At 72.1% G+C, this 19,116-nt stretch carries 13 protein-coding genes; 6 read left to right on the top strand and 7 right to left on the bottom strand.

Annotation, left to right across the window (positions count from 1 at the left end; all coding sequences use genetic code 11):
- Positions 1–28: 28 nt before the first annotated feature.
- Positions 29–4,579: a WD40 repeat domain-containing serine/threonine protein kinase gene (locus LY13_RS21415; protein WP_253830399.1), complete on the bottom strand. Its 4,551-nt coding sequence runs from the start codon at positions 4,577–4,579 to the stop codon at positions 29–31.
- Between the two features lie 243 nt (positions 4,580–4,822).
- Between LY13_RS21415 and LY13_RS21420 the strand changes: the two genes are divergently transcribed.
- The gene (locus LY13_RS21420) at positions 4,823–6,304 is read left to right on the top strand and encodes an amidase (protein ID WP_253830400.1); all 1,482 of its coding nucleotides are present in this window, start codon (positions 4,823–4,825) and stop codon (positions 6,302–6,304) included.
- Positions 6,305–6,433: 129 nt separating this feature from the next.
- Here the strand turns inward: LY13_RS21420 and LY13_RS21425 are convergent, their stop codons facing one another.
- Entirely contained in the window at positions 6,434–8,071 is a 1,638-nt protein-coding gene (locus tag LY13_RS21425) for an AMP-binding protein (RefSeq protein WP_253830401.1), read from the bottom strand.
- 213 nt (positions 8,072–8,284) lie between these two features.
- Between LY13_RS21425 and LY13_RS21430 the strand changes: the two genes are divergently transcribed.
- Both LY13_RS21430 and fgd read left to right on the top strand, forming a co-directional pair.
- Positions 8,285–9,190, top strand: a complete 906-nt coding sequence (locus LY13_RS21430) for a helix-turn-helix transcriptional regulator (protein ID WP_253830402.1) — start codon at positions 8,285–8,287, stop codon at positions 9,188–9,190.
- 130 nt (positions 9,191–9,320) lie between these two features.
- The gene (gene fgd / locus LY13_RS21435) at positions 9,321–10,325 is read left to right on the top strand and encodes a glucose-6-phosphate dehydrogenase (coenzyme-F420) (RefSeq protein WP_253830403.1); all 1,005 of its coding nucleotides are present in this window, start codon (positions 9,321–9,323) and stop codon (positions 10,323–10,325) included.
- Between the two features lie 145 nt (positions 10,326–10,470).
- On the opposite strand, the gene LY13_RS21440 is transcribed toward fgd, so the two are convergent.
- Positions 10,471–11,508 (bottom strand): DUF6292 family protein, encoded by a 1,038-nt coding sequence (locus LY13_RS21440; protein ID WP_253830404.1) that lies wholly within the window; start codon positions 11,506–11,508, stop codon positions 10,471–10,473.
- 790 nt (positions 11,509–12,298) lie between these two features.
- Here LY13_RS21440 and lexA point away from each other — a divergent pair.
- Positions 12,299–12,955 (top strand): transcriptional repressor LexA, encoded by a 657-nt coding sequence (gene lexA, locus LY13_RS21445; RefSeq protein WP_253830415.1) that lies wholly within the window; start codon positions 12,299–12,301, stop codon positions 12,953–12,955.
- A 79-nt stretch (positions 12,956–13,034) separates the two neighbouring features.
- Here the strand turns inward: lexA and LY13_RS21450 are convergent, their stop codons facing one another.
- Positions 13,035–13,250, bottom strand: coding sequence for a CDGSH iron-sulfur domain-containing protein (locus LY13_RS21450; RefSeq protein WP_253830405.1), 216 nt, complete (start codon positions 13,248–13,250; stop codon positions 13,035–13,037).
- Positions 13,231–13,890: a HemK2/MTQ2 family protein methyltransferase gene (locus LY13_RS21455; protein WP_253830406.1), complete on the bottom strand. Its 660-nt coding sequence runs from the start codon at positions 13,888–13,890 to the stop codon at positions 13,231–13,233. The genes LY13_RS21450 and LY13_RS21455 overlap by 20 nt, the downstream gene beginning before the upstream one ends.
- Before the next feature lie 194 nt (positions 13,891–14,084).
- On the opposite strand from LY13_RS21455, the gene LY13_RS21460 reads away from it, so the two are divergent.
- On the top strand, positions 14,085–15,116 hold the full coding sequence (locus tag LY13_RS21460) for an iron-containing redox enzyme family protein (RefSeq protein WP_253830407.1): 1,032 nt from the start codon (positions 14,085–14,087) through the stop codon (positions 15,114–15,116).
- Positions 15,113–16,189, top strand: coding sequence for an NAD-dependent epimerase/dehydratase family protein (locus tag LY13_RS21465; RefSeq protein WP_253830408.1), 1,077 nt, complete (start codon positions 15,113–15,115; stop codon positions 16,187–16,189). Before LY13_RS21460 ends, LY13_RS21465 begins: the two co-directional genes overlap by 4 nt.
- A gap of 33 nt (positions 16,190–16,222) precedes the next feature.
- On the opposite strand, the gene LY13_RS21470 is transcribed toward LY13_RS21465, so the two are convergent.
- A complete protein-coding gene (locus LY13_RS21470; protein WP_253830409.1) occupies positions 16,223–16,807 on the bottom strand; it encodes a CGNR zinc finger domain-containing protein in 585 nt (194 codons plus the stop codon).
- Between the two features lie 381 nt (positions 16,808–17,188).
- Positions 17,189–18,811 (bottom strand): alkaline phosphatase D family protein, encoded by a 1,623-nt coding sequence (locus LY13_RS21475; protein ID WP_253830410.1) that lies wholly within the window; start codon positions 18,809–18,811, stop codon positions 17,189–17,191.
- Between the last annotated feature and the right edge of the window lie 305 nt (positions 18,812–19,116).

Genomic DNA, 19,116 nt, shown 5'->3' on the forward strand with positions numbered 1-19,116 from the left:
GTTCGGCCACCTGATTCACCCGCCTGCTTCAGGCTCCCGTTCCGAGGTCGTCGCAGCCGGGGTCCGCCCTTCCCACGTCGACCAGGGAGCGGCAGATCCGTTCCGCCGCGGCGGCCGCGTCGACCCGCCACACCGCCACAGCCGCGTCGCTTCCCGCCCGCGCGAGCATCGACCCGTCCGGCGAGTACGCGAGCGCGTTGATCTCGAACCCCCGGCCGGAGTTGAGTCTGGCGCGGAGCCGTCCGTCGTCGAGGTTCCACAGCCGGACCGCACTGTCGTCGGTGGTCGCGGTCGCGACGGTGCGGCCGTCGGGTGCGAGCGCGAGCGCCCGCACCGCCGAGGGGTGGGTGCCGAACTCGCGCCGCAGCGTCCCGTCGGCCACATCCCTGATCTGGATCCGGCCGGTCACCGATGCCGCGATCAGGTTCTCGCCGCCGGGCGCGTACACCGCGTCCACGACGTCGTCCTCGAGCTGCGCTGTAGCGGTGGCGGCCGCCTCGCCGTCGGCGATGTCGGACGTGCGCCAGGTCGTGAGCGTCACCCCGGTCTCGGCACCCGCGTTCTCCGATCCGCCGTTCTCCGATTCGTCGTCGCCCGATCCGCCGGGCAGAGCAGAGCTGCTGCTGACCGCCGACAGGCGCGTGCCGTCCGGAGCGAACGCGAGCGCCGACGCCGAGCCCGCGTCGAGTTCGAGGACCGCGAGCGGTTCGCGGCTCCGCAGGTCCCACACGTGGACGCGCCCCGGGTCGTTCGGACCACCGGGATGCCTGCTCGCCGCGGCCAGCAGGGTGCCGTCCGGCGAGATCGCGAGTTCACCGCCGAACCAGTGTCTGCCCAGGTCGAGGGTCGCCTCCGGCCCGCCGGGCTGTGTGACGGTCAGCGTGCCGTGCGCCTCGCCGACGACGCGGGTCCCGTCGGGCGCGTACGCCACGGCCATGCCCGCCGAGTCCAGCGTGTCCGGTTCGCCCGTAGCTCGGCCGGTCCGCCGGTCCCACGCGTGCACGGCCCCGGTCCCGTCCACGGCCGTGGCCTCGTCGCTCCGCGGGTCGAACGCGACGTCGAGCACCGATCCTCTGGGCGTCTCGTACCAGGGCGTACCGCGACGCCAGTCGACCACACGGCCCCCGATGCGTGCCGCGACCGTCGTGGCCGCGTCGGCCGTCACGGCCAGTGCTGCGATGGTTCTCCCGCCGGTGGTTCCGCCGCCCGTGCCGCCTGCCAGCCGGCCGAGCCGGGTGCGCTCCACCGGATCCCACACCATCACGCGGCCGCCCGTGGCGGTGAGCAGCGACGTGCCGTCCCCGGAGAAGGTCATGATCGTCGGCCCCTGCGCGGCGTCGTCGGACGAGCGGGTGCGATCCGTGATCCGGCCCGCGGCCGAGCCGTCGCCGCGGTGGTACAGCCGGAGGCTGTTGTCGTACTGACTCGCCGACGCGAGCAGCCGGTCCGACAACGCCACGACCACCGGCACGGCGCCGGCGTCCGCTCCCGCGGCGTCGCGGTGTGCGGTGCTGCGGAACAGTCGCTTCCTCGCGGCCGTGTCCCACAGTGCGACGCTGCCGTCGATACGGCCGACGGCCAGGCGGGATCCGTCGTAGGCGAGCGAGTAGGCCATCTCGTCCGCGGGGCCACCGAGCCACCGGCGGTGCTGCCCGGTGCGCGGGTCCCACGCACCGATCCGGGACGTCTCGTCGACCGCCTGCGCCACGAGGCCGCTGCCGTCCGGCCGCCAGGCGATCGGTCCGATCACCCGGCCCGCCCGGGCCAGGATCGGCGTGAGCACCTTCCCGCTCGCCACGTCCCACACGCGCACGCCGTCGCCGAACGCCGCCACCGCCAGCATCGAGCCGTCGGGCGAGAACCGCACGGCCTGCACCGTGTCGGCACCGAGCCCCGCGTCGAGGGTCGTCTGCTCGCCCGACGTGGTGTCACGGACGACGACCTCCCCTGCTCCGGACTCGCCGCCCGTCCCGGCTACCGCGATCCGTTCGCCGTCGGAACTGACGTCGACGGCCGTGGCCGGGTCGAGACCGGAGTCGAACCCGCCCAGCCGCGGCAACGCGTCGGCCGACAGCAGCGCCCCGCGCGCCTCGGCCGTCGGCGACGCACGCCACGCCCGCAACGCGGCCTCGCGCGCGCCGACCGGGTCCCATTCGGACAGTGCTCGTGACTCGGCGGAAAGCTGACGGGACAACGCAACCCGGGCCTGCCGGTCCGCGTCGTTCCAGCCGCCGACCGCCAGTCCACTCGCGACGAGCGCGACGACCAGCAACCCGGCCAGCGCCGCCACGGCACCGCGCAGCCGCCGGGTGGAGCGCTGCTGTTCGCGGCCGCTCGCGTGCAGGAACGCCCGCTGGTGCTCGGTCAGCTCCCTGCCCTCGGCCCATTCGAGCGCGGTCGCGAGGCGGGCACCGCGGTACAGATCACCCCTGTCCTGTTCGCCGTCCCGCCACACGGAGACGGCCTCGTCGAGACGCTGCCGCAGCAGGAGCTCCTGTCGCTCCGCCTCGACCCACTCGCGCAGCCGCGGCCACGCCGTCAACAGCGCGTCGTGGGAGAGCCGCACCCCGTCGGTGTCGATCTCCGCAAGCCGTGCGGTGACCAGATCGGACAGTGCCTGCTCGTCCAACTCGCCGCGGTCGGCACGGCGCCGCGCGAGTCCGCCGTCGGGAAGCACCTTCACCAGGTGCAGCAATGTGGTCCGCAGCGCTTCCGCACGGCCTGCGTCGAGCCGCTGGTACAACCGGTCGGCGCTCACCGCGACGGCACGGTCGACACCTCCCGTGGCCTGGTACCCCGCGAGCGTCAGCGCTCCGCCGGTCCGGTTGTGCCACGTCTCCCTGAGTGCGTGCGCCAGCCGCGGCAGCACGCCGTGCTCGCCGGGCGATCCGTCGCGCGCAACGGCGTCGCCTATGAGCCGGTCCACGAGTCCCGCCTCCACCGCGATTCCCGCGGCACGGGCGGGCTCCGTGATGGCCTGCCGCAGCGCGGCGATGCCGAGCGGGCCGACGACGAAGGGACGGTCGAGCGCGCCCCGCAGGGGCTCCAGCGCGATGCAGTCGGGGACATGATCGGCACGCACGGCCAGCACCACCACCGCGGGCCGGGCCGACGCCAGCGCCGTCGCGAACGCGAGCCGGTCCCCGTGGCTCGCTCCGTCGGTGAACAGCTGCTCGAACTGGTCGACCACGATCATCGGCGGCCCGCCTGCGCCGGGCAGGCAGTGCCTGCCGAACGACTGCGGCTCGCCGCGGATCGACTCGGCGAGCGCGGCCGGATCGGCACCGGTCACCGCGGCCAGCCGGACGGCGAGTGTGTCGACCGGCTGCCTGCCCGGCGTGAGCACCACGCGCTGCCATGGCACCCGCTGCTCGTCCAGCACGGGAAACAACCCCGCCCGCAGCAGCGACGACTTGCCCGCACCCGACGCGCCGACGACCGCGAGCGGCCCCGAGGCCGCGTCGGGGGCGGTCAGGCGCACGAGCAGCTCGGTGATCTCGGCGTCCCGGCCGTGGAACCAGTCCGCCTCACCGGAGTCGAAACTGCGCAGTCCCGGATAGGGACACGCCTCGTCGAACCCGGCGAGGTCGGCGGGATCGGTTGTCGCCGCGGGTTCTGCGGGTTCTGCGGGCTCGGCGGGATCGGCTGCGGGCGGCTCCCGGCGCCGTGCGGACACGGCGACGATCGCCCGCATCAGGGCTTCCCGTGCCGGGTCGGCGCCTCCACCGGGCGCGGTGGCGTCGGCGTTCACGTTCGGTGCGACCGGCTCGTCGTCGGCGAACGCCGTGGCCGCGGCGGCCAGCAGTTGCCCGGCCGTGGCGAATCGCCGCGACGGGTCCTTGTCCATCCCCGTGGCGACGATCATGTCGATCGCGGGCGGCACGGTCGGGTCGAACACGGACGGAGCGGCGGGCGGGTCGTTCAGTTGTGCCGCGAGCTTCTCGGCAGGGTCGTCGGCGGGAAACGGAACCTTCCCGGTCAGACACTCGTACAGCACGCACGCCAACGAATAGACGTCGGCGGCCCCGGTGACGTCCCGGCCACGCAGCTGTTCGGGCGCGATGTAGTCGAGCGACCCAACGTAGTTGCCGGTGCGGGTGAGCCTGGTGTCGTCGGACGACGGCTGCCGCGCGATGCCGAAGTCGGTGAGGTGGGCGTCGTCGTCGGGGCCGACGAGGATGTTGGAGGGCTTCACGTCCCGATGCACGACACCGGCGGCGTGGGCGCTGTCGAGCGCCGCGGCCACCTGTCCGAGCAGGTGCAGCACGCGCCGGGCCTCGAGCGGCCCGCGGGCGAGGAGCCGGCGCAGATCCGTCCCTTCGACGAGCCGCATCGCCACGTAGCGGCGGCCGTCGTCGGTCCCGGTGTCGTACACCTCGACGATGTGGGGATCGGCGAGCCGTGCCGCCAGTTCCGCCTCCCGCCGTAACCGGGCCGCGTGGTGTTCGTCGGCCGATTCGGCGAGCAACTTCACCGCGACCGTGCGACCCGTCCCGGTGTCGACGGCGCGGTACACCTCCCCCATTCCGCCGCGACCGAGCAGATCCCCGATCCGATAGCGACCTCCGAGCAGCTCCACGTGCACCCTTCGTTCCCGTGATCACGACAGTCGGATTCGCACGATACGGGGATGCCGGCCCGCGCAGGGTCGACTCGCGATATCGATCGGTGCCCGCCCCGCGTCACGTCCCCGTCTCGGTGCGGGAAACCGAGCCACCCGGCGCCGGCCGTACTGTAGGGCCCACCACGAGTCCCGCGTCGCGTGTTCCGCAGGCCGGTGCCCGTGGTCGTCTCGAGCGGTACGACGGAGGAGGAGCAGGCCGTGGACGAGCAGGACTACCTCGCACACGACGGGCTGGGGCTCGCGGAGCTGGTCGCCTCGGGTGAGGCGAAACCCGGCGACCTGCTGGCCGCGGCGCGCAGCCGTGCCGACGCGGTGAACCCCCGCATCAACGCGATCTGCACCCGCCTCGACGAGCACGCGGACGCCCGCGTCACCGAACGGCTCGACGGGCCGTTCGCCGGGGTGCCGTTCCTGCTCAAGGACCTGCACCAGCAGCTCGCGGGCGAACCGACGTCGGACGGCTGCCGCGCGCTCGCAGGCACGAGGGCGGAGCGGACCGGCACCGTGGTGCAGCGGTGGCTCGACGCGGGACTCGTCGTCTTCGGCAAGACCAACACCCCGGAGTTCGGGTCGAAAGGCGTCACCGAGCCCGCACTGTTCGGGCCCACCCGCAACCCGTGGGCGCTCGACCGCACGCCCGGTGGGTCGTCGGGCGGTTCGGCGGCCGCCGTCGCGGCCGGGATCGTGCCCGTGGCCGGGGCCAGCGACGGCGGCGGTTCGATCCGCATCCCCGCGGCGTGCACCGGTCTGGTCGGGTTGAAGCCCGGCCGCGGTCTGGTCCCCTCCGGGCCCGACGACAGCGAACCGCTGGGCGGCCTCGCCACCCAGGGCGTCATCTCACGGACCGTGCGCGACAGCGCCGCGATGCTCGACCTGCTGGCCGGGCCCGACGACATGAGCCCGTACACCCCGGCCGTCCCCGAGCGGCCGTTGCTGTCGCAGCTGGACGAACCGACCGGGCCGCTGCGGATCGGCTACACGGCTGCCTCGTCGCTGCGCGACGACGTCCACCCCGAGGCCGTGCGGGCCGTCGAACACGCCGCGCAGCTGCTGACCGAGCTCGGCCACCACGTCGAAGAGGTCGAGCCGCCCTACGACGACCGGCAGCTCGGGGAGGACTTCCTCACCGTCTGGTTCGTCCACCAGGCTGACGAGCTCGCCCGCATCAAGCGGGACACCGACGCGGGCGACGACCACTTCGAACAGGACACCCGCATGATGGCCGAGCTGGGCCGCGGGTTCTCCGCCGTCGAACTGCAGGCCGCGCAGGAACGCCGTCGTGACCACGTCGCCGCGCTCGCCCGCTTCCACACGGGCCACGACCTGCTCCTCACGCCGACGCTCGGCGAACCGCCCATCCGGACCGGATCACTGACCATGCCCGCACCCATGCAGTGGCTGGCCGAGGCGATGATGCGCACGAAGAGCTTCGGCGTGCTGCGCCGGACGGGGATCGTCGACCAGGTGGTCCGCCGCAACCTCGGCTGGGTTCCGTACACCCAGCTGGCCAACATGACGGGCCGCCCCGCCATCAGCCTGCCGCTGCATCTCACCCCGGACGGGCTGCCGCTCGGCGTCCAGTTCGTCGGCAGGCTCTCCAGCGAGGCACTGTTGCTCCGACTCGCGCGCGCCCTCGAGGTCGCCGCGCCGTGGGACCGGCACCTGCCGCGGACGGTGTGACCGGCCGGGCCCGCCACGGCGACGGGCCCGGCTTCGCCCGCTTTAAGTTCATCGCTGTGTTTTAAAGCTACAAGCCAGATCCTTTAAAAGTCGGAACGTCGATTTCACATCCCCGAACCGACTTCGCCGTCACTTCCCGGCGCGCTTCTCGCGCAGCTTGAACCGCTGGATCTTGCCGCTCGGCGTCTTCGGCAGTTCCCCGACGACGTGCACCCTGCGCGGGTAGGCGTGCGCCGCGAACTCGCGCTTGACCAGCTGTTGCAGCTCCTGTTCCAGCTCAGGGGACTCGTCGGTACCCGGCTTGAGCACGACGTAGGCCTCCAGCACCTCGCCGCGGAGCTCGTCGGGCGCGCCGATCGCGGCCGCCTCGAGCACCGCCTCGTGGCCGACCAGCACGGACTCGACGTCGAACGGGCCGATGCGGTAACCCGCCATGATGATCACGTCGTCGTCGCGCGACGAGAAGTAGAGCCTGCCGTCGGAGTCCCGGTACGCGGTGTCGCCGGTGACGTACCAGCGGCCGTCGGCGCTGAACCGCTGCGCGGTGCGTTCCGGCGCGTTCGCGTAGCCGGTGAACCACATGAACGGGCTGGCGTGCGTGTCGACGGCGAGCCTGCCGACGGTGCCGTCCGGCACGACCTCGTCGACGTCGTCGGCGAGGACCCCGCACGACCAGCCGGGCAACGGATAGCCCATCGACCCCGGCGTGACGTCGGTCTTCAGCTCCGGCCGCCACACATTGCCGACGACCATGCCCAGTTCGGTCTGCCCGTAGTGGTCCCGCACCTCGACGCCGAGCGCGTCGGCCGCCCAGCCGACCACCTCCGGCGTCAACGGCTCTCCCGCCGACGACGCGCAGCGCAGCCGTACCGACCCGGCCTCGGCCGGCGGTTCGCCCCGCAGTGCGCGGTAGATCGTCGGCGCCGCGGCGAAGTTCGTGACCCCGAACCGGTCGAGGATCCGCCACGTGAGCGCGGGCGAGAACCCGGCGTGCAGCAGGATGCTCGACCTGCCCAGCGCCAACGGCGCGAGGATCGCGTAGTACAGCCCGTACGCCCAGCCCGGGTCGGCGGCGTTCCAGAACACGTCGTCGGGACGCACGTCGAGGGCGTCGAGCAGGTACCGCTCCATCGACGCGAGCGCGCGCACCGGCACCGGCACGCCCTTCGGCGTACCGGTCGTGCCGCTGGTGAACAGCAGGATCAGCGTGCCGTCACCGCCCACGCGTGCCGGTTCGACCTCCGGCTCCGCGGGGGCCGCCGCCATGAGATCGGCGAACCGGTCCCAGCCGGGTGCCGTCGGCACGTCGCCGCCGACCTGGACGACCCGCCGCCCGGAATCGCGCCCCGGCTCGGCGGCGAGCTTCGGCGCCTGGTCCGCGTCGGCGACGACCACGCGCGCGCCGCTGCCGTCGAGCCGCATGTCGATCGCCGGTGTGGCGAACGCCGTGAACAACGGCACGTGCACCGCACCGAGGCGCCAGATCCCGAGCAGCACGGCGGGCAACTCCGCCGACTTGCTCATCAGCACGCCCACGGCGTCGCCCCGCCCGACGCCCATGCCCGCCAGCACCGCCGCGGCCCGCTGCGACCGTTCGGTCAGCTCCCCGAACGTGAGGTCGCGAGTGGTCAGGTCCTGTTCGACGACCCGAAACGCGATCGCGTCGGACGGATGCCGATCGCAGAGCAGCTCGGCCGCGCACGCGTCGTCGGCGCGGTACTCGGGCCGCCCGTACTCGGCCGCGGTCGCCGCAGATGTGGTGCCCATGGTTCTCCTCGACTCCCTTGTCGTGCGCTCCCACTGTCGCGCTGTCGTTGCACGCGCGCCGTGCACGTCCCCGCCCGGCGCGCCGTTCCCCGGACATCCCGGTGGCACCAGACGATCGCCACGACGGGGCGCCTCCGGCTACGTTCTTTCGTGGGTAACGGGTCCCTGCGCCCGTGCCAGGACGACGCCCGCGGGAAGGAAAGGTGGTGGCCCATGCCCGGCACGCACCCCGCTCTTCCCGGTGGCGCCCGCGGCGGAGCCCCCGCTTCGGTCCCCGGCGACCTGCTCACGGAACTCGACCGGCTGCTCGCCCCGAGCGTGCGCTCCCTGCGCCGTTCGTGCCCGGTGGACCTGACCTTCGGTGGCGGCCTCGCGCCGGGCTCCCGGGACGCGATCACCATCCGGCACCTCGACGGGCACCTCGGCCACAGCCTGCGCGACCTGCAGGTCCGCGCCGGCTACGGCCTCGGCGGCGAGGTGTTCGCCACGGGCAGGCCACTGGTGGTGCGCGACTACTTCAACACCGGCCGCATCGTCCACGCCTACGACCGCGCCGTCGCACCCGAACGCATCGAGACCGTGTTCGCGGTGCCGATCCGCGCGGGCGAGGCGGTCGTCGGCCTGCTGTACCTGGCGCAGCGTGACGACGTGGCGATCGGCGACCGCATCGTGGCGCGGGCCGTCGAACACACCCGCCGGATCGAACGCGACCTCGCCGTCGCCGTCGAGGTGCGCAGGCGCACGGCAGCCCACGACGACGCCGCCGCCCGTGATCACCGTGCGGTGGCGGACGCGCGCAGGGACCTGGACGAGACGATCGCGCTGATCGACGACCCGCACACCCGCGATCGGCTCCGGCAGGTCTCGCGACGGCTGCAGCGGATCACGAACGCGGACGACGAGGCGGCCGGGCCCGTGGCCTCCGGCACGTTGTCGACGCGCGAACTCGACGTACTGCAGCTCGTCGCCACCGGCGCCGCCAACGGCGACATCGCCGCCGAGCTGGGGCTGCGACCCAACACCGTCAAGGCCTACCTGCGCAGCATCGCCCGCAAACTCGGTGCCGCCAACCGCACGCACGCCGTCTCATTCGCCAGGGAAGCGGGGTTGCTGCCGTGACGACCGGGCACCCGTGGACGGCACCCCGCGAGGCGCCCGTTGTGACATGCGTTTCGCGCGGAACCCCGCGAAGATCATTACGTTGGACGGTGCCAGCACACACCGGTTCTCTAGGTCGGAAAGGCTCTCGATGGATCTGAAAGTCGGTTACAAGGCGTCCGCGGAGCAGTTCGGACCGCGGGACCTGGTCGAGTTCGCGGTACGCGCCGAAGAGGTCGGCCTCGATTCGGCCTGGGTGTCGGACCACTTCCTGCCGTGGCGGCACGAGGGCGGGCACGCCCCGTTCGCCCTGACGTGGATGTCGGCCGTCGCCGAGCGCACGAACCGCGTGCACCTGGGCACCAGCGTGCTGACCCCCACCTTCCGGTACAACCCCGCCGTGATCGCGCAGGCGTTCGCCACCATGTCGCTGCTGTCGAACGGCCGCGTCGTCCTCGGCGTGGGCACCGGCGAGGCGCTGAACGAGATCGCCGTGTCCGGCCGCGAATGGCCCGAGTTCAAGGAGCGCTTCGCCCGGCTGCGCGAGTCCGTGCGGCTGATCCGGGAACTGTGGACCAAGGACAACGTCTCGTTCGAGGGCGACTACTACACGCTCGTCGACGCCAAGATCTACGACCGCCCGGACACACCGGCACCGGTCTACATCGCCGCGGGCGGACCGGTCGTGGCCAAGTACGCGGGCCGCACGGGCGACGGATTCATCTGCACCTCCGGCAAGGGCATGGAGCTCTACACCGACAAGCTCCAGCCCGCCGTCGCCGACGGCGCGGCGGCCGCGGAACGCGACGCGGCCGGCATCGACCGGATGATCGAGATCAAGATGTCCTACGACCGCGACCCGGAGCGGGCACTGGAGAACTGCCGGTTCTGGGCGCCGCTGTCGCTCACCCCGGAGCAGAAGCACAGCGTCACCTCGTCGGAGGAGATGGAACGCCTGGCCGACGAACTGCCGATCGAGCAGGTCGCCAAGCGCTGGATCGTGGCCTCCGACCCCGACCAGGCCATGGAGCAGATCCAGCCGTACCTCGACGCCGGCTTCAACCACCTCGTGTTCCACGGCCCCGGCCACGACCAGGAGCGCTTCCTCGGCCAGCTCAGCGAGGACGTCCTGCCGCGGCTGCGCGCCCAGGCCTGAACCGACGGCCGTGCCCCGGTCGGAAGAGACGGCCTGAAGAGACCCCTCACGTGCGAACGTCTCCCGCCCCCGACGGAGAGGTCCATCGGGGGCGGGAGACGTCGTGATCGCGGCGAACCGGCCGAGAGGCCGGCGTCGGCGGAATTCAGCCGCCGCCGTCGCCTCCCAGCGGTGTCACCCTGCCCTGGGGCCGTGCTGCCCCGTTCCGCGGCCGGACCGCATCCTGGGCCGGCGTGCCCTGTGGTGCCGTGTCCGGCGACGGCGTGCCCTGTGGTGCCGTGCCGGGTGATGCCGTCGCGGACCGCGGAGCGGGCGCGCTCCGTGGCGTGGTCGTGCCCTGTGGCGTGGTCGTGCTCTGCACCGGCAGGTCGACGTCGGGCACGTGCGGTTCCGCGGCCGACCATGCGGCGGCCTGTACCCGGGCGCGGACGATCTGAGCCGCGTGCGGATGTCCGCTCGGTTCGGGTGGACGGGAGAGACCGACCCGGTCCCCCGCCGTCAGCGCTTTCACGAAGCGCACCACGGCGTCCGGCTCCGGCAACAGCTCCATGCCGTACCAGGCGCGCATCACGAGATCCTCGCCGGAATGCGTCTCCGCGCCGAGCGCCCAGCCGGTGCGCCCGTCCCAGACGAGCGCCGCCTCGCGGCCCTCCATCCCGGGCAACTCGCGGTCGAGCGCGACGTACGCGGTGGCCGTGATGTCGTCGACGTCCGACCACGCCGCGGCCGCCTCCAGACCGAGACCCGCCGCGACGAGCTCCACGTACCTGCGGAGTCCTCGCTGCGTGCTGTCGAGGTCGACGTCGGCCAGCCCGCCTGCGGCGACATCCCGGTCACCGGCGACATGGTGCACGGCATCGCACACCGAGTCGCACCACACGATCGGGCCGTCCGGCGCCACCAGCTGCACCACGCGGCGCACCTGCCTGCCCGCGACCGCGGCGAGCCCGCCGCCCCGGTCGCCCGCACGGCGCGCCGCACGCAACAGCAACTCCACACCGGCGACGCTGCAGAACTCGACACCCGACATGTCGACCACCAGCCGGTGCCGCCCCTCGTCCGCCGCACTGTCCAGTTCGCGGCGCACGATCGGAGCCGTCAGCAGATCGAGTTCCCCTTCGACCTCGCAGATCTCCACGCCTCGCCCGTGCCGGATCCGGCGGACCCGCACGTGCTGCCCCACCGGCTCCTCGCCGCCGTACCCGGATGTCCGGTACTCGACCCTCGCGTCCGTCGGCTCCGCGGTTCCGCGCTCTGTCCGTGCCGGCTCTGCCCGTATCGGCTCTGCCCGCGCCGACGTCACGTGCCTCGACTCTGCGTGCCTCGGACCGGACCGCGCCGACCCGATGTTCCCCGAACTCCCCGAGTTCCCGTTCCCCGAGCTCCCGTTCCCCGAATTCCCGTGCTCCGCGTTCCCGCGCCCCGAGCCGATCACGATCTCATGACTCATAGATGTGGTTCTCCCCCTCAACATGAAGTGTCGCGAAACCGAACGACTCGTGACGAGCGAACGGATATCCACGAACACCTTCGGAAAGTGAGACATTCGACCGCCAATGGGTCGAAGCCCACCCACTACACGTTCGCCGGCCACCTACCCGACTTCGCGACCAGCGCCATTCAAGGTAGTCAGATTCGCCCAGCCGTGCATCACCCGATCGGACGTATCTCACGAGTAGTTTTCGCAGGTGAGGGCCTGCAGAGTGGACTAAGTCAAACTGTTGAAAAATCACCGGAAGCCGATGGGAAGAAAACGCTTGAGTTCGATTATGAAACTCCACGCCGACGTCGAACACGGTCGACTCAAGCACCGGGCTTAACATTCCATCGCCATGCATAGAATACAGTCTCGGCGACGCTGCGTATCCACCCGGACACGTTCCATGACCCCACCTGCACCCACCGCATCGGCCGTAGCCCGGCGGCGCCACGTCGGCGCGCGATCACCGGCGGTTACGATGCAGCGCGTGACGATGCACGGCGACCACGACCTCTTCGGCGACCTCGACCCGGCCGCGCTGCCCGAACGGCAGCAGCGCATCCTGGCGACCATCCGGGACCGGGTCGTCGCCGACGGCTACGCCCCCACCACCCGGGAGATCGCCGAGGCCGTCGGCCTGCGCTCGTCCTCCTCGGTCTCGAAACACCTCGCGGCACTGGAGGACAAGGGATTCCTGCGGCGCAGCCCGTCGGTGTCGCGCCCGATCGACGTGCGCACGTTCCTGCGCGGAACCGCCGAATCCGAGTCCACGGAGGACTCGGTGCCCGTACCGGTCGTCGGCGACATCGCCGCGGGCACGCCGATCCTGGCCGAGGAGCACACCGACGACATGCTCTCCCTCCCACGGGAGCTCACCGGCCGGGGCACGGTCTTCGGCCTGCGCGTGCGCGGCGATTCGATGATCGACGCGGCGATCTGCGACGGCGACATCGTCGTGGTGCGCCGCCAGCACGAGGCCCACTCCGGTCAGATCGTCGCCGCGATGCTCGACGACGAGGCGACCGTGAAGGTGTACCGCAAGCGCAGCGGGCACGTACTGCTCGAACCGCGCAACGACGACTACGACGTCATCGACGGCGACGACGCGGTGATCCTCGGCGTCGTCGTGTCGGTCCTGCGCAACGTGTGAAGCCGCAACGGGTGAAGCCACAGCGGGTGCGTGCCACAGCGGGTGCAGCCGCGCCGTCCGAAGCCACCGGGGCAGCCGTTCAGCGCCGCACGCGGCGCCGGTGGCTGGTGTCGCAGAACGGATAGGTCCGGCTGCGGCGGCACGCACAGATCGCCACCACGAACCGGTCGGAGTCGACGACGGTGCCGTCCTCGAGCGTCATCCGCACCGGGCCTTCCACGAGCAGCGGCCCGTCCCGGACGGCCGTGACCTCCCGCCGGTCCCGCACCGGATGCTCACTCGGTCCTGTCGGCACGGACGACCACCAACTCCTCGTAGCGTTGTCCCGGCGCGAGGAAACCCTGGCGATGCAGCATGTCGGCACGGGCGCGGAGCACCGGACCGAACGGCAGGGTGTCCCTGTCGACGACGGCGGCCTTCAGCCCGAGCCCGCGCAGCCGCAGCACCGTGGCATCCACATCGGACAACTCGGACTGCACCATGAGCAGCGTCCCGCGCGGCGCCAGCAGCGTGGGCGCGCGGTCACAGAGCCGATCGATGACCGCGCGGCCGTCACTTCCCGCGTCCCAGGCACGTGCGAGACCCCGGGTCGGCACCTCACGCGATTCCGACGGCACGTACGGAGGATTCGCCAGCACCAGGTCGAACGGCTCCTCGTAGGCAGAGGCCAACGCGTCGCCACCGACCACGCGGACGGGCAGTCCTCGCAGGCGCGCGTTGAGGCGGGCATTCAGCCGCGCGGGGAGGGAGACGTCCACGGCCGTCACCCGGCGTGCTCCCTCCGCGGCCGCCGCCACCGCCAGCGCGCCCGTTCCGGTGCCGATGTCGAGCACGCGCGTCGGGGACTCCGAGAGTCGCGCATCGCGCAGCGCGCGCCGGAGCAGCCACGTATCACCTTGCGGGCGGTACACGCCCGGAACTCGCAGGACCCGCATGGCATCGGGATTGCCGGAAGCCGCGTCGCGAAACGAGCCCCACGGCGGACGTGAGTTTCGCCGGGATCGCGTTTCGGCGGACGGGTCAGTGGCAATGGTCTCGAGGTGCACCGCGGCGTAACCCCGCGTTCGCCGTGCGGTGTTCGCCACCATCGCCCGGTGCCACCGTCCGCGGCCCCGTCGGAAGGATCCGCATGCAGCCGACCGTCACCGACCCCGCAGCCCTGTCCGCGCCGCTGCCGCGCCCGCGTGGCCCGCTGTCGGCCGCCGTCGTCGACGCGCTGTCGGGTGCGGGTACGCGAGCGCTGCCGTCGGGGGCGGCCCCGTCGGCCGATCCGTTCGGCGATGACCTCGCCATGGCGCTGCACACCTGCTACGAGTTGCACTACCGGGGCTTCCGCGGGGTCTCGCCGGATTGGGAGTGGGACCCCGCTCTGCTGGCCTTCCGTGCCGAGCTGGAAGCGGTGCTGCTCGACGCGCTGCGGGACGCGACGTCCGGCAGCGACGACGTCGACGGGCTGCTCGAGGAGCTGCTCGTCGAGGAGGTCCCCGGGGACGGCGTCTCCCACCACCTGGCGCGCGAAGGGACGTGGGAGCAGCTGCGTGAGTACTTCGTGCACCGGTCGATCTACCACCTCAAGGAGGCCGATCCGCACGTCTGGGCCGTCCCACGGCTGCGTGGGGACGCGAAGGCCGCGTTCGTGGCCGTGGAGTTCGACGAGTACGGCGGCGGACACGGCGACCGCGTGCACTCGCGCCTGTTCGCCGACCTGCTCGACGCGGCGGACCTGTCGTCGGACTACCTGCACTACCTCGACGTCGCCGCGGCGGAGCAGCTCGCGCTCGTCGACCTGATGTCGATGTTCGGCCTGCACCGCAAGCTCCGCGGTGCGCTCGTCGGCCATTTCGCCGCGGCCGAGATCACCACGGCTCCGAGCGCGGCACGTCTGGTCACCGCACTGCGACGGCACGAGGCGCCCCAGCCGTGCGTGCACTTCTTCGCCGAGCACGTGGAGGCCGACGCGGTGCACGAGCAGATCATGCGCCGTGACGTCGTCGGCGGACTGCTCCGCGACGAACCGCAGCTCGCGGCCGACGTCGCGTTCGGTATCGAGGCGACCGGGCTCCTCGAAGGCCGGCTCGCCGAGCGGCTGCTGGACGCGTGGCGCGGTGGCCGGACGTCGCTGACGCCGCAGAACGCCGACACGGAGGGCACGCTGCCATGAACCAGGCGAAACGCGTCGTCGTGACCGGCGCGACCGGCAACCTCGGCACGAGCGTCGTCGACGCGCTCGCGGCCGATCCCGACATCGGCTCGATCACCGGGATCGCCCGTCGCGACGCCGACCGGACGGTGTCGACGTTCGACCTCGTGCCGCTCGACCTGGCGACGGCCGACGACACCCGGCTCGACGCCGTGCTCGCCGAGGCCGACGCCGTCGTCCACCTGGCATGGTCGTTCCAGCCGACGCGCGACCCGGCCACGACGTGGCGCATCAACGTGCTGGGGGCGCTACGCGTGTTCGAGTCGGTCGTGCGCTGCCGCGTGCCCGTGCTCGCCCACGCCTCGTCGGTCGGCACCTACTCGCCGGGGCCGGCTCACGAACCGGTCGACGAGTCGTGGCCGACCCACGGATGGCCGTCCGCCTCCTATCCGAGGGAGAAGGCCTACCTGGAACGTGTGCTCGACGACCTCGAACGGCGGCATCCCGACCTGCGGGTCGTGCGTATCAGGCCCGCGTTCGTCTTCCAGCGCGCCGCCTCGGCCGAGCAACGGCGGATCTTCGCGGGGCCCCTGCTACCGGGCAGGTTGGCCAGGCCCGGGCTGATCCCCGTGGTGCCCGACGTGCCGGGCCTGCGCGTGCAGGCCGTGCATGCCGACGACGTCGCGGAGGCGTTCCGGCTCGCACTCAGGACGCCGGTGTCGGGTGCGTTCAACGTGGCGGCCGCGCCCCCTGTCGACGCCGCCGTCCTGGCCGACCTACTCGGAGCCTCCACCGTGCGGGTGCCCACGTCCCTCGTGCGGGCCGCGGTGGCGACGGCGTGGCGGCTGCACGCGATCCCGGCCTCGCCGGAGCTGTTCGACACGGTGATCCGGCTGCCGCTCATGGACGTCACGCGGGCGGAGCGGGAACTCGGCTGGCGGCCGCGGTGGAGCGCACGCGAGGCGCTGTCGGAATTCTTCGAGGGGCTGCGCGACGGTTCCGACGACCACCGCCGCAACACCCCACGGCTGCGCTCCCGGATTCCGGGCGGCCGCCTGCGGGAATTCGCCACCGGGGTGGGCGGCACGACGTGACGGCCGTTCCACCGGCGAGTCGGCCGAGGTGGGTCACCCCGCCCCGGCCTTGCGACGCTCGTGGAAACGGGCCACCCGCACGCGGTTGCCGCAGATCGCCGGATTGCACCACCGGCGCCGCGGATGCGTGGGCAGGAACAACAGGATGCAGAAGTCCGCCTCGCAGTTGCGCACGGTCTCGATCCGGTCGTCGGCCAGCAGTTCCGCCACGGATTCGGCGAGCGCCGCAGCGATGCGCGTACCGCGCGCACCGTCCCTCCTCGCCCGCAACCCCGCACGACGGTCGCCGCGGACGAGTTCGTGGTGCGCCGGGGCGGCACGCATCGCCTCGTTGAGCGCACGCAGGTCCCGTGGCGCGGGGGACCGGCCCGTACGCGCCCGCGCGATCGCGGCCGCGGCATGGTCCCGCAGGGCGCGCACCGCTGCGAGATCGGCGCGCGTGGGCGACCGGAGCTGCGCATCGGACACTGTGGACAGTCGGTCGCGTTCGCACGACAGCCAGTGCCGCATCGCGGCCAGGTCCGACAGGAAGTCGAAGTCCTGGTCCGGCAATCGCGCCCGCGTGTTGACCAGGTCCAGCGCCAGCGGCTCCCCCACCAACGGCCCCAGCTCGCCCATCCTTTAATGCTTCCCATCGACGTTGACCCGTTTCGCATCCACGGCTAATGTGAGCCTACTGCGCCGCTGTCTGCCGAGCAGGGGGAGGCAGACAGCGGCCACACTCCTCACCACGGGCACTTCCCGCCCCGAGCCCGAGCTCACCCACATCGAGGCCGAGTCGTGTCGCGGCGAACTCCCGTCGAGTCCGGGCGAGCGTCGAGGCAGAACTCCGTAGAGGCAGAGCTCCTCCGTCCCGTGCCTCCCGGTCCGTTTTCCGGCCTGCTGCACGAGAAACGGCCCGCCACCGGCGAAGGACTCGCAGTCCCCGCCGGCGGCGGGCCGTCGTCACCCATGGGCCGTCGTCACCCTCGGGCCGTGCCCGCGGATCCGGCCCGTGGGTCAGCGCTTCCGCACGCCCGGCGTGCCCGCCTCGATCTCGAATGAGGCGTCGGTGCGCAACGGCGCGTTCTTCCGCGAGACGTAGTCGACCACCTGGTAGTCGGCCACGTACGTGTCCTTGGACACGCGGCACGACACGTAGCCGCGGCGGTCGCAGTGGTACTTCGTGTGCGGGTTCTCGGCCCACACGACGTCGCCCGGGTCGTTGCTGCCGGTGCCGTCGCCGTTCGAGGTGATCGACGTGGTCACGAACTCACTGGCGACGATCGGGGTCTCCGGCTTCTCGAAGTCGCGGCGCAGGTCGTTGACCCAGTGCTGGTGCACGTCGCCGGTCAGCACCACGACGTTGTCGATGCCCTGCTCCTCGACGTAGCCGAGGATCCGGTCGCGGGAGGCGCGGTAGCCGTCCCAGCCGTCGTTGTACCCACCCGGGTCCTCGCCCGCGACCGTGTCCCGGCTGGCGAAGTAGATCTGCTGCGGCACGACGTTCCACGTCGACGCCGACTCGTCGAAGCCCTTCTCCAGCCACCGGTGCTGCTCGTCGCCGAGCATGTTCGTCTTCCACTGGTCCGGACCGGACACCTGCCACGAGTCGTTGTACGGCTGGTCGTCGCGGTACTGGCGGGAGTCGAGCACGCTGAACGTGGCCGTGTCGCCGTAGCGGAACCGGCGGTAGAGCGGCAGGTTCGTGTCGACCGGCTTGCGGAACCGGCGCAGCGGCATGTGCTCCCAGTACGCCTGGTACGCCGCGGTCCGCCGCTTGGCGAACTCCTCCCGGCTGCCGTTGCCCTGGTCCGGATCGCTGTTCTCCGGAACGAGGTCGGCGTAGTTGTTGTCGGTCTCGTGGTCGTCCCACGTGACGATGAACGGCGACACCGAATGCACCAGCTGCAGGTCATCGTCGGTCCGGTACTGCGCGTACCGCTGGCGGTACTCGCCCAGTTCGTTCATCTCGTCGCCGATGTGGGTGCGCACGTCGGCGTTGACCCCCGCAGCGTACTCGTACAGATAGTCGCCGAGGTGGAACACCACGTCCGGGCGCTCGGCGGCCATGTGGCGGTAGGCCGTGAAGTAGCCGTACTCCCAGTTGGAGCACGAGGCGAACGCGAAGTGCAGCTCCGGCGACGTTCCGGGGGCCGGCGCGGTGCGGGTCCGTCCGGCCTCCGAGATCTCCCCGCCGACGCGGAACCGGTAGAAGTACTCGCGGTGCGGTTCGAGGCCACGCACGTCGGCGTGCACGGTGTGCGCCTCCTCGGGCAGCGCCCGCTCGGTGCCGCGCTTGACGACCTTGCCGAACTTCTCGTCCAGCGCGATCTCCCACTGCACGGGAACAATGCGGCCGGGCATGCCGCCGTCGAAGTCGAGCGGCTTGGGCGCCAGCCTGGTCCAGAGGACGACACCGTCGGGCAACGGGTCACCCGAGGCGAGGCCGAGCTGGAACGGGTCGGTCACGCGACGGGACGGCGCGGCGGCCGCGGGCCCGGCGGCGGTACCCGCGCCGAGCAGGACGGCGCCCGCACCGACACCGGCCATGCCGCCGAGGAAGCCGCGGCGCGACACCGGACCTGCTGCGGACGGGTTGTTGTCGGAGTTGCTGCTACGGCGATTGCGTGGCGGGAACATCGAACCTCCTGGAACCGGGGTTGGTTCAGCCCGGACAGGAAAACCTCGCACCGTGAACGCGTGGTGGCGATGCGGTAGTGATCGAACGACGCCCAGACGTCACGTTCCCGCACGAACCCACCGTGTTGCGGATCCCGGGCCCGTGTTGCTCCCGCCCGTCACCCGGCCACCGCCCCTCAACGACGCGCTGCCGCGCGACTGCGTTTTCGGGCCCGTGTTGCGGATCCGGGTGCCCGTGTTGCGGATCCGGGTGCCCGTGTTGCGGATCCGGGTGCCCGTGTTGCGGATCCGGGTGCCCGTGTTGC

It is taken from the genome of Prauserella aidingensis (assembly GCF_024171865.1).
Classification (GTDB): domain Bacteria; phylum Actinomycetota; class Actinomycetes; order Mycobacteriales; family Pseudonocardiaceae; genus Prauserella; species Prauserella aidingensis.

Bases quoted from the DNA above. Each gene is read 5' to 3' on its own strand.
- LY13_RS21430 (WP_253830402.1), top strand. From the start codon at position 8,285: ATGCCCGGCACGCACCCCGCTCTTCCCGGTGGCGCCCGCGGCGGAGCC.
- LY13_RS21470 (WP_253830409.1), bottom strand. From the start codon at position 16,807: ATGGGCGAGCTGGGGCCGTTGGTGGGGGAGCCGCTGGCGCTGGACCTG.
- LY13_RS21425 (WP_253830401.1), bottom strand. From the start codon at position 8,071: ATGGGCACCACATCTGCGGCGACCGCGGCCGAGTACGGGCGGCCCGAG.
- fgd (WP_253830403.1), top strand. From the start codon at position 9,321: ATGGATCTGAAAGTCGGTTACAAGGCGTCCGCGGAGCAGTTCGGACCG.
- LY13_RS21465 (WP_253830408.1), top strand. From the start codon at position 15,113: ATGAACCAGGCGAAACGCGTCGTCGTGACCGGCGCGACCGGCAACCTC.
- LY13_RS21455 (WP_253830406.1), bottom strand. From the start codon at position 13,890: ATGCGGGTCCTGCGAGTTCCGGGCGTGTACCGCCCGCAAGGTGATACG.
- lexA (WP_253830415.1), top strand. From the start codon at position 12,299: ATGCACGGCGACCACGACCTCTTCGGCGACCTCGACCCGGCCGCGCTG.
- LY13_RS21475 (WP_253830410.1), bottom strand. From the start codon at position 18,811: ATGTTCCCGCCACGCAATCGCCGTAGCAGCAACTCCGACAACAACCCG.
- LY13_RS21460 (WP_253830407.1), top strand. From the start codon at position 14,085: ATGCAGCCGACCGTCACCGACCCCGCAGCCCTGTCCGCGCCGCTGCCG.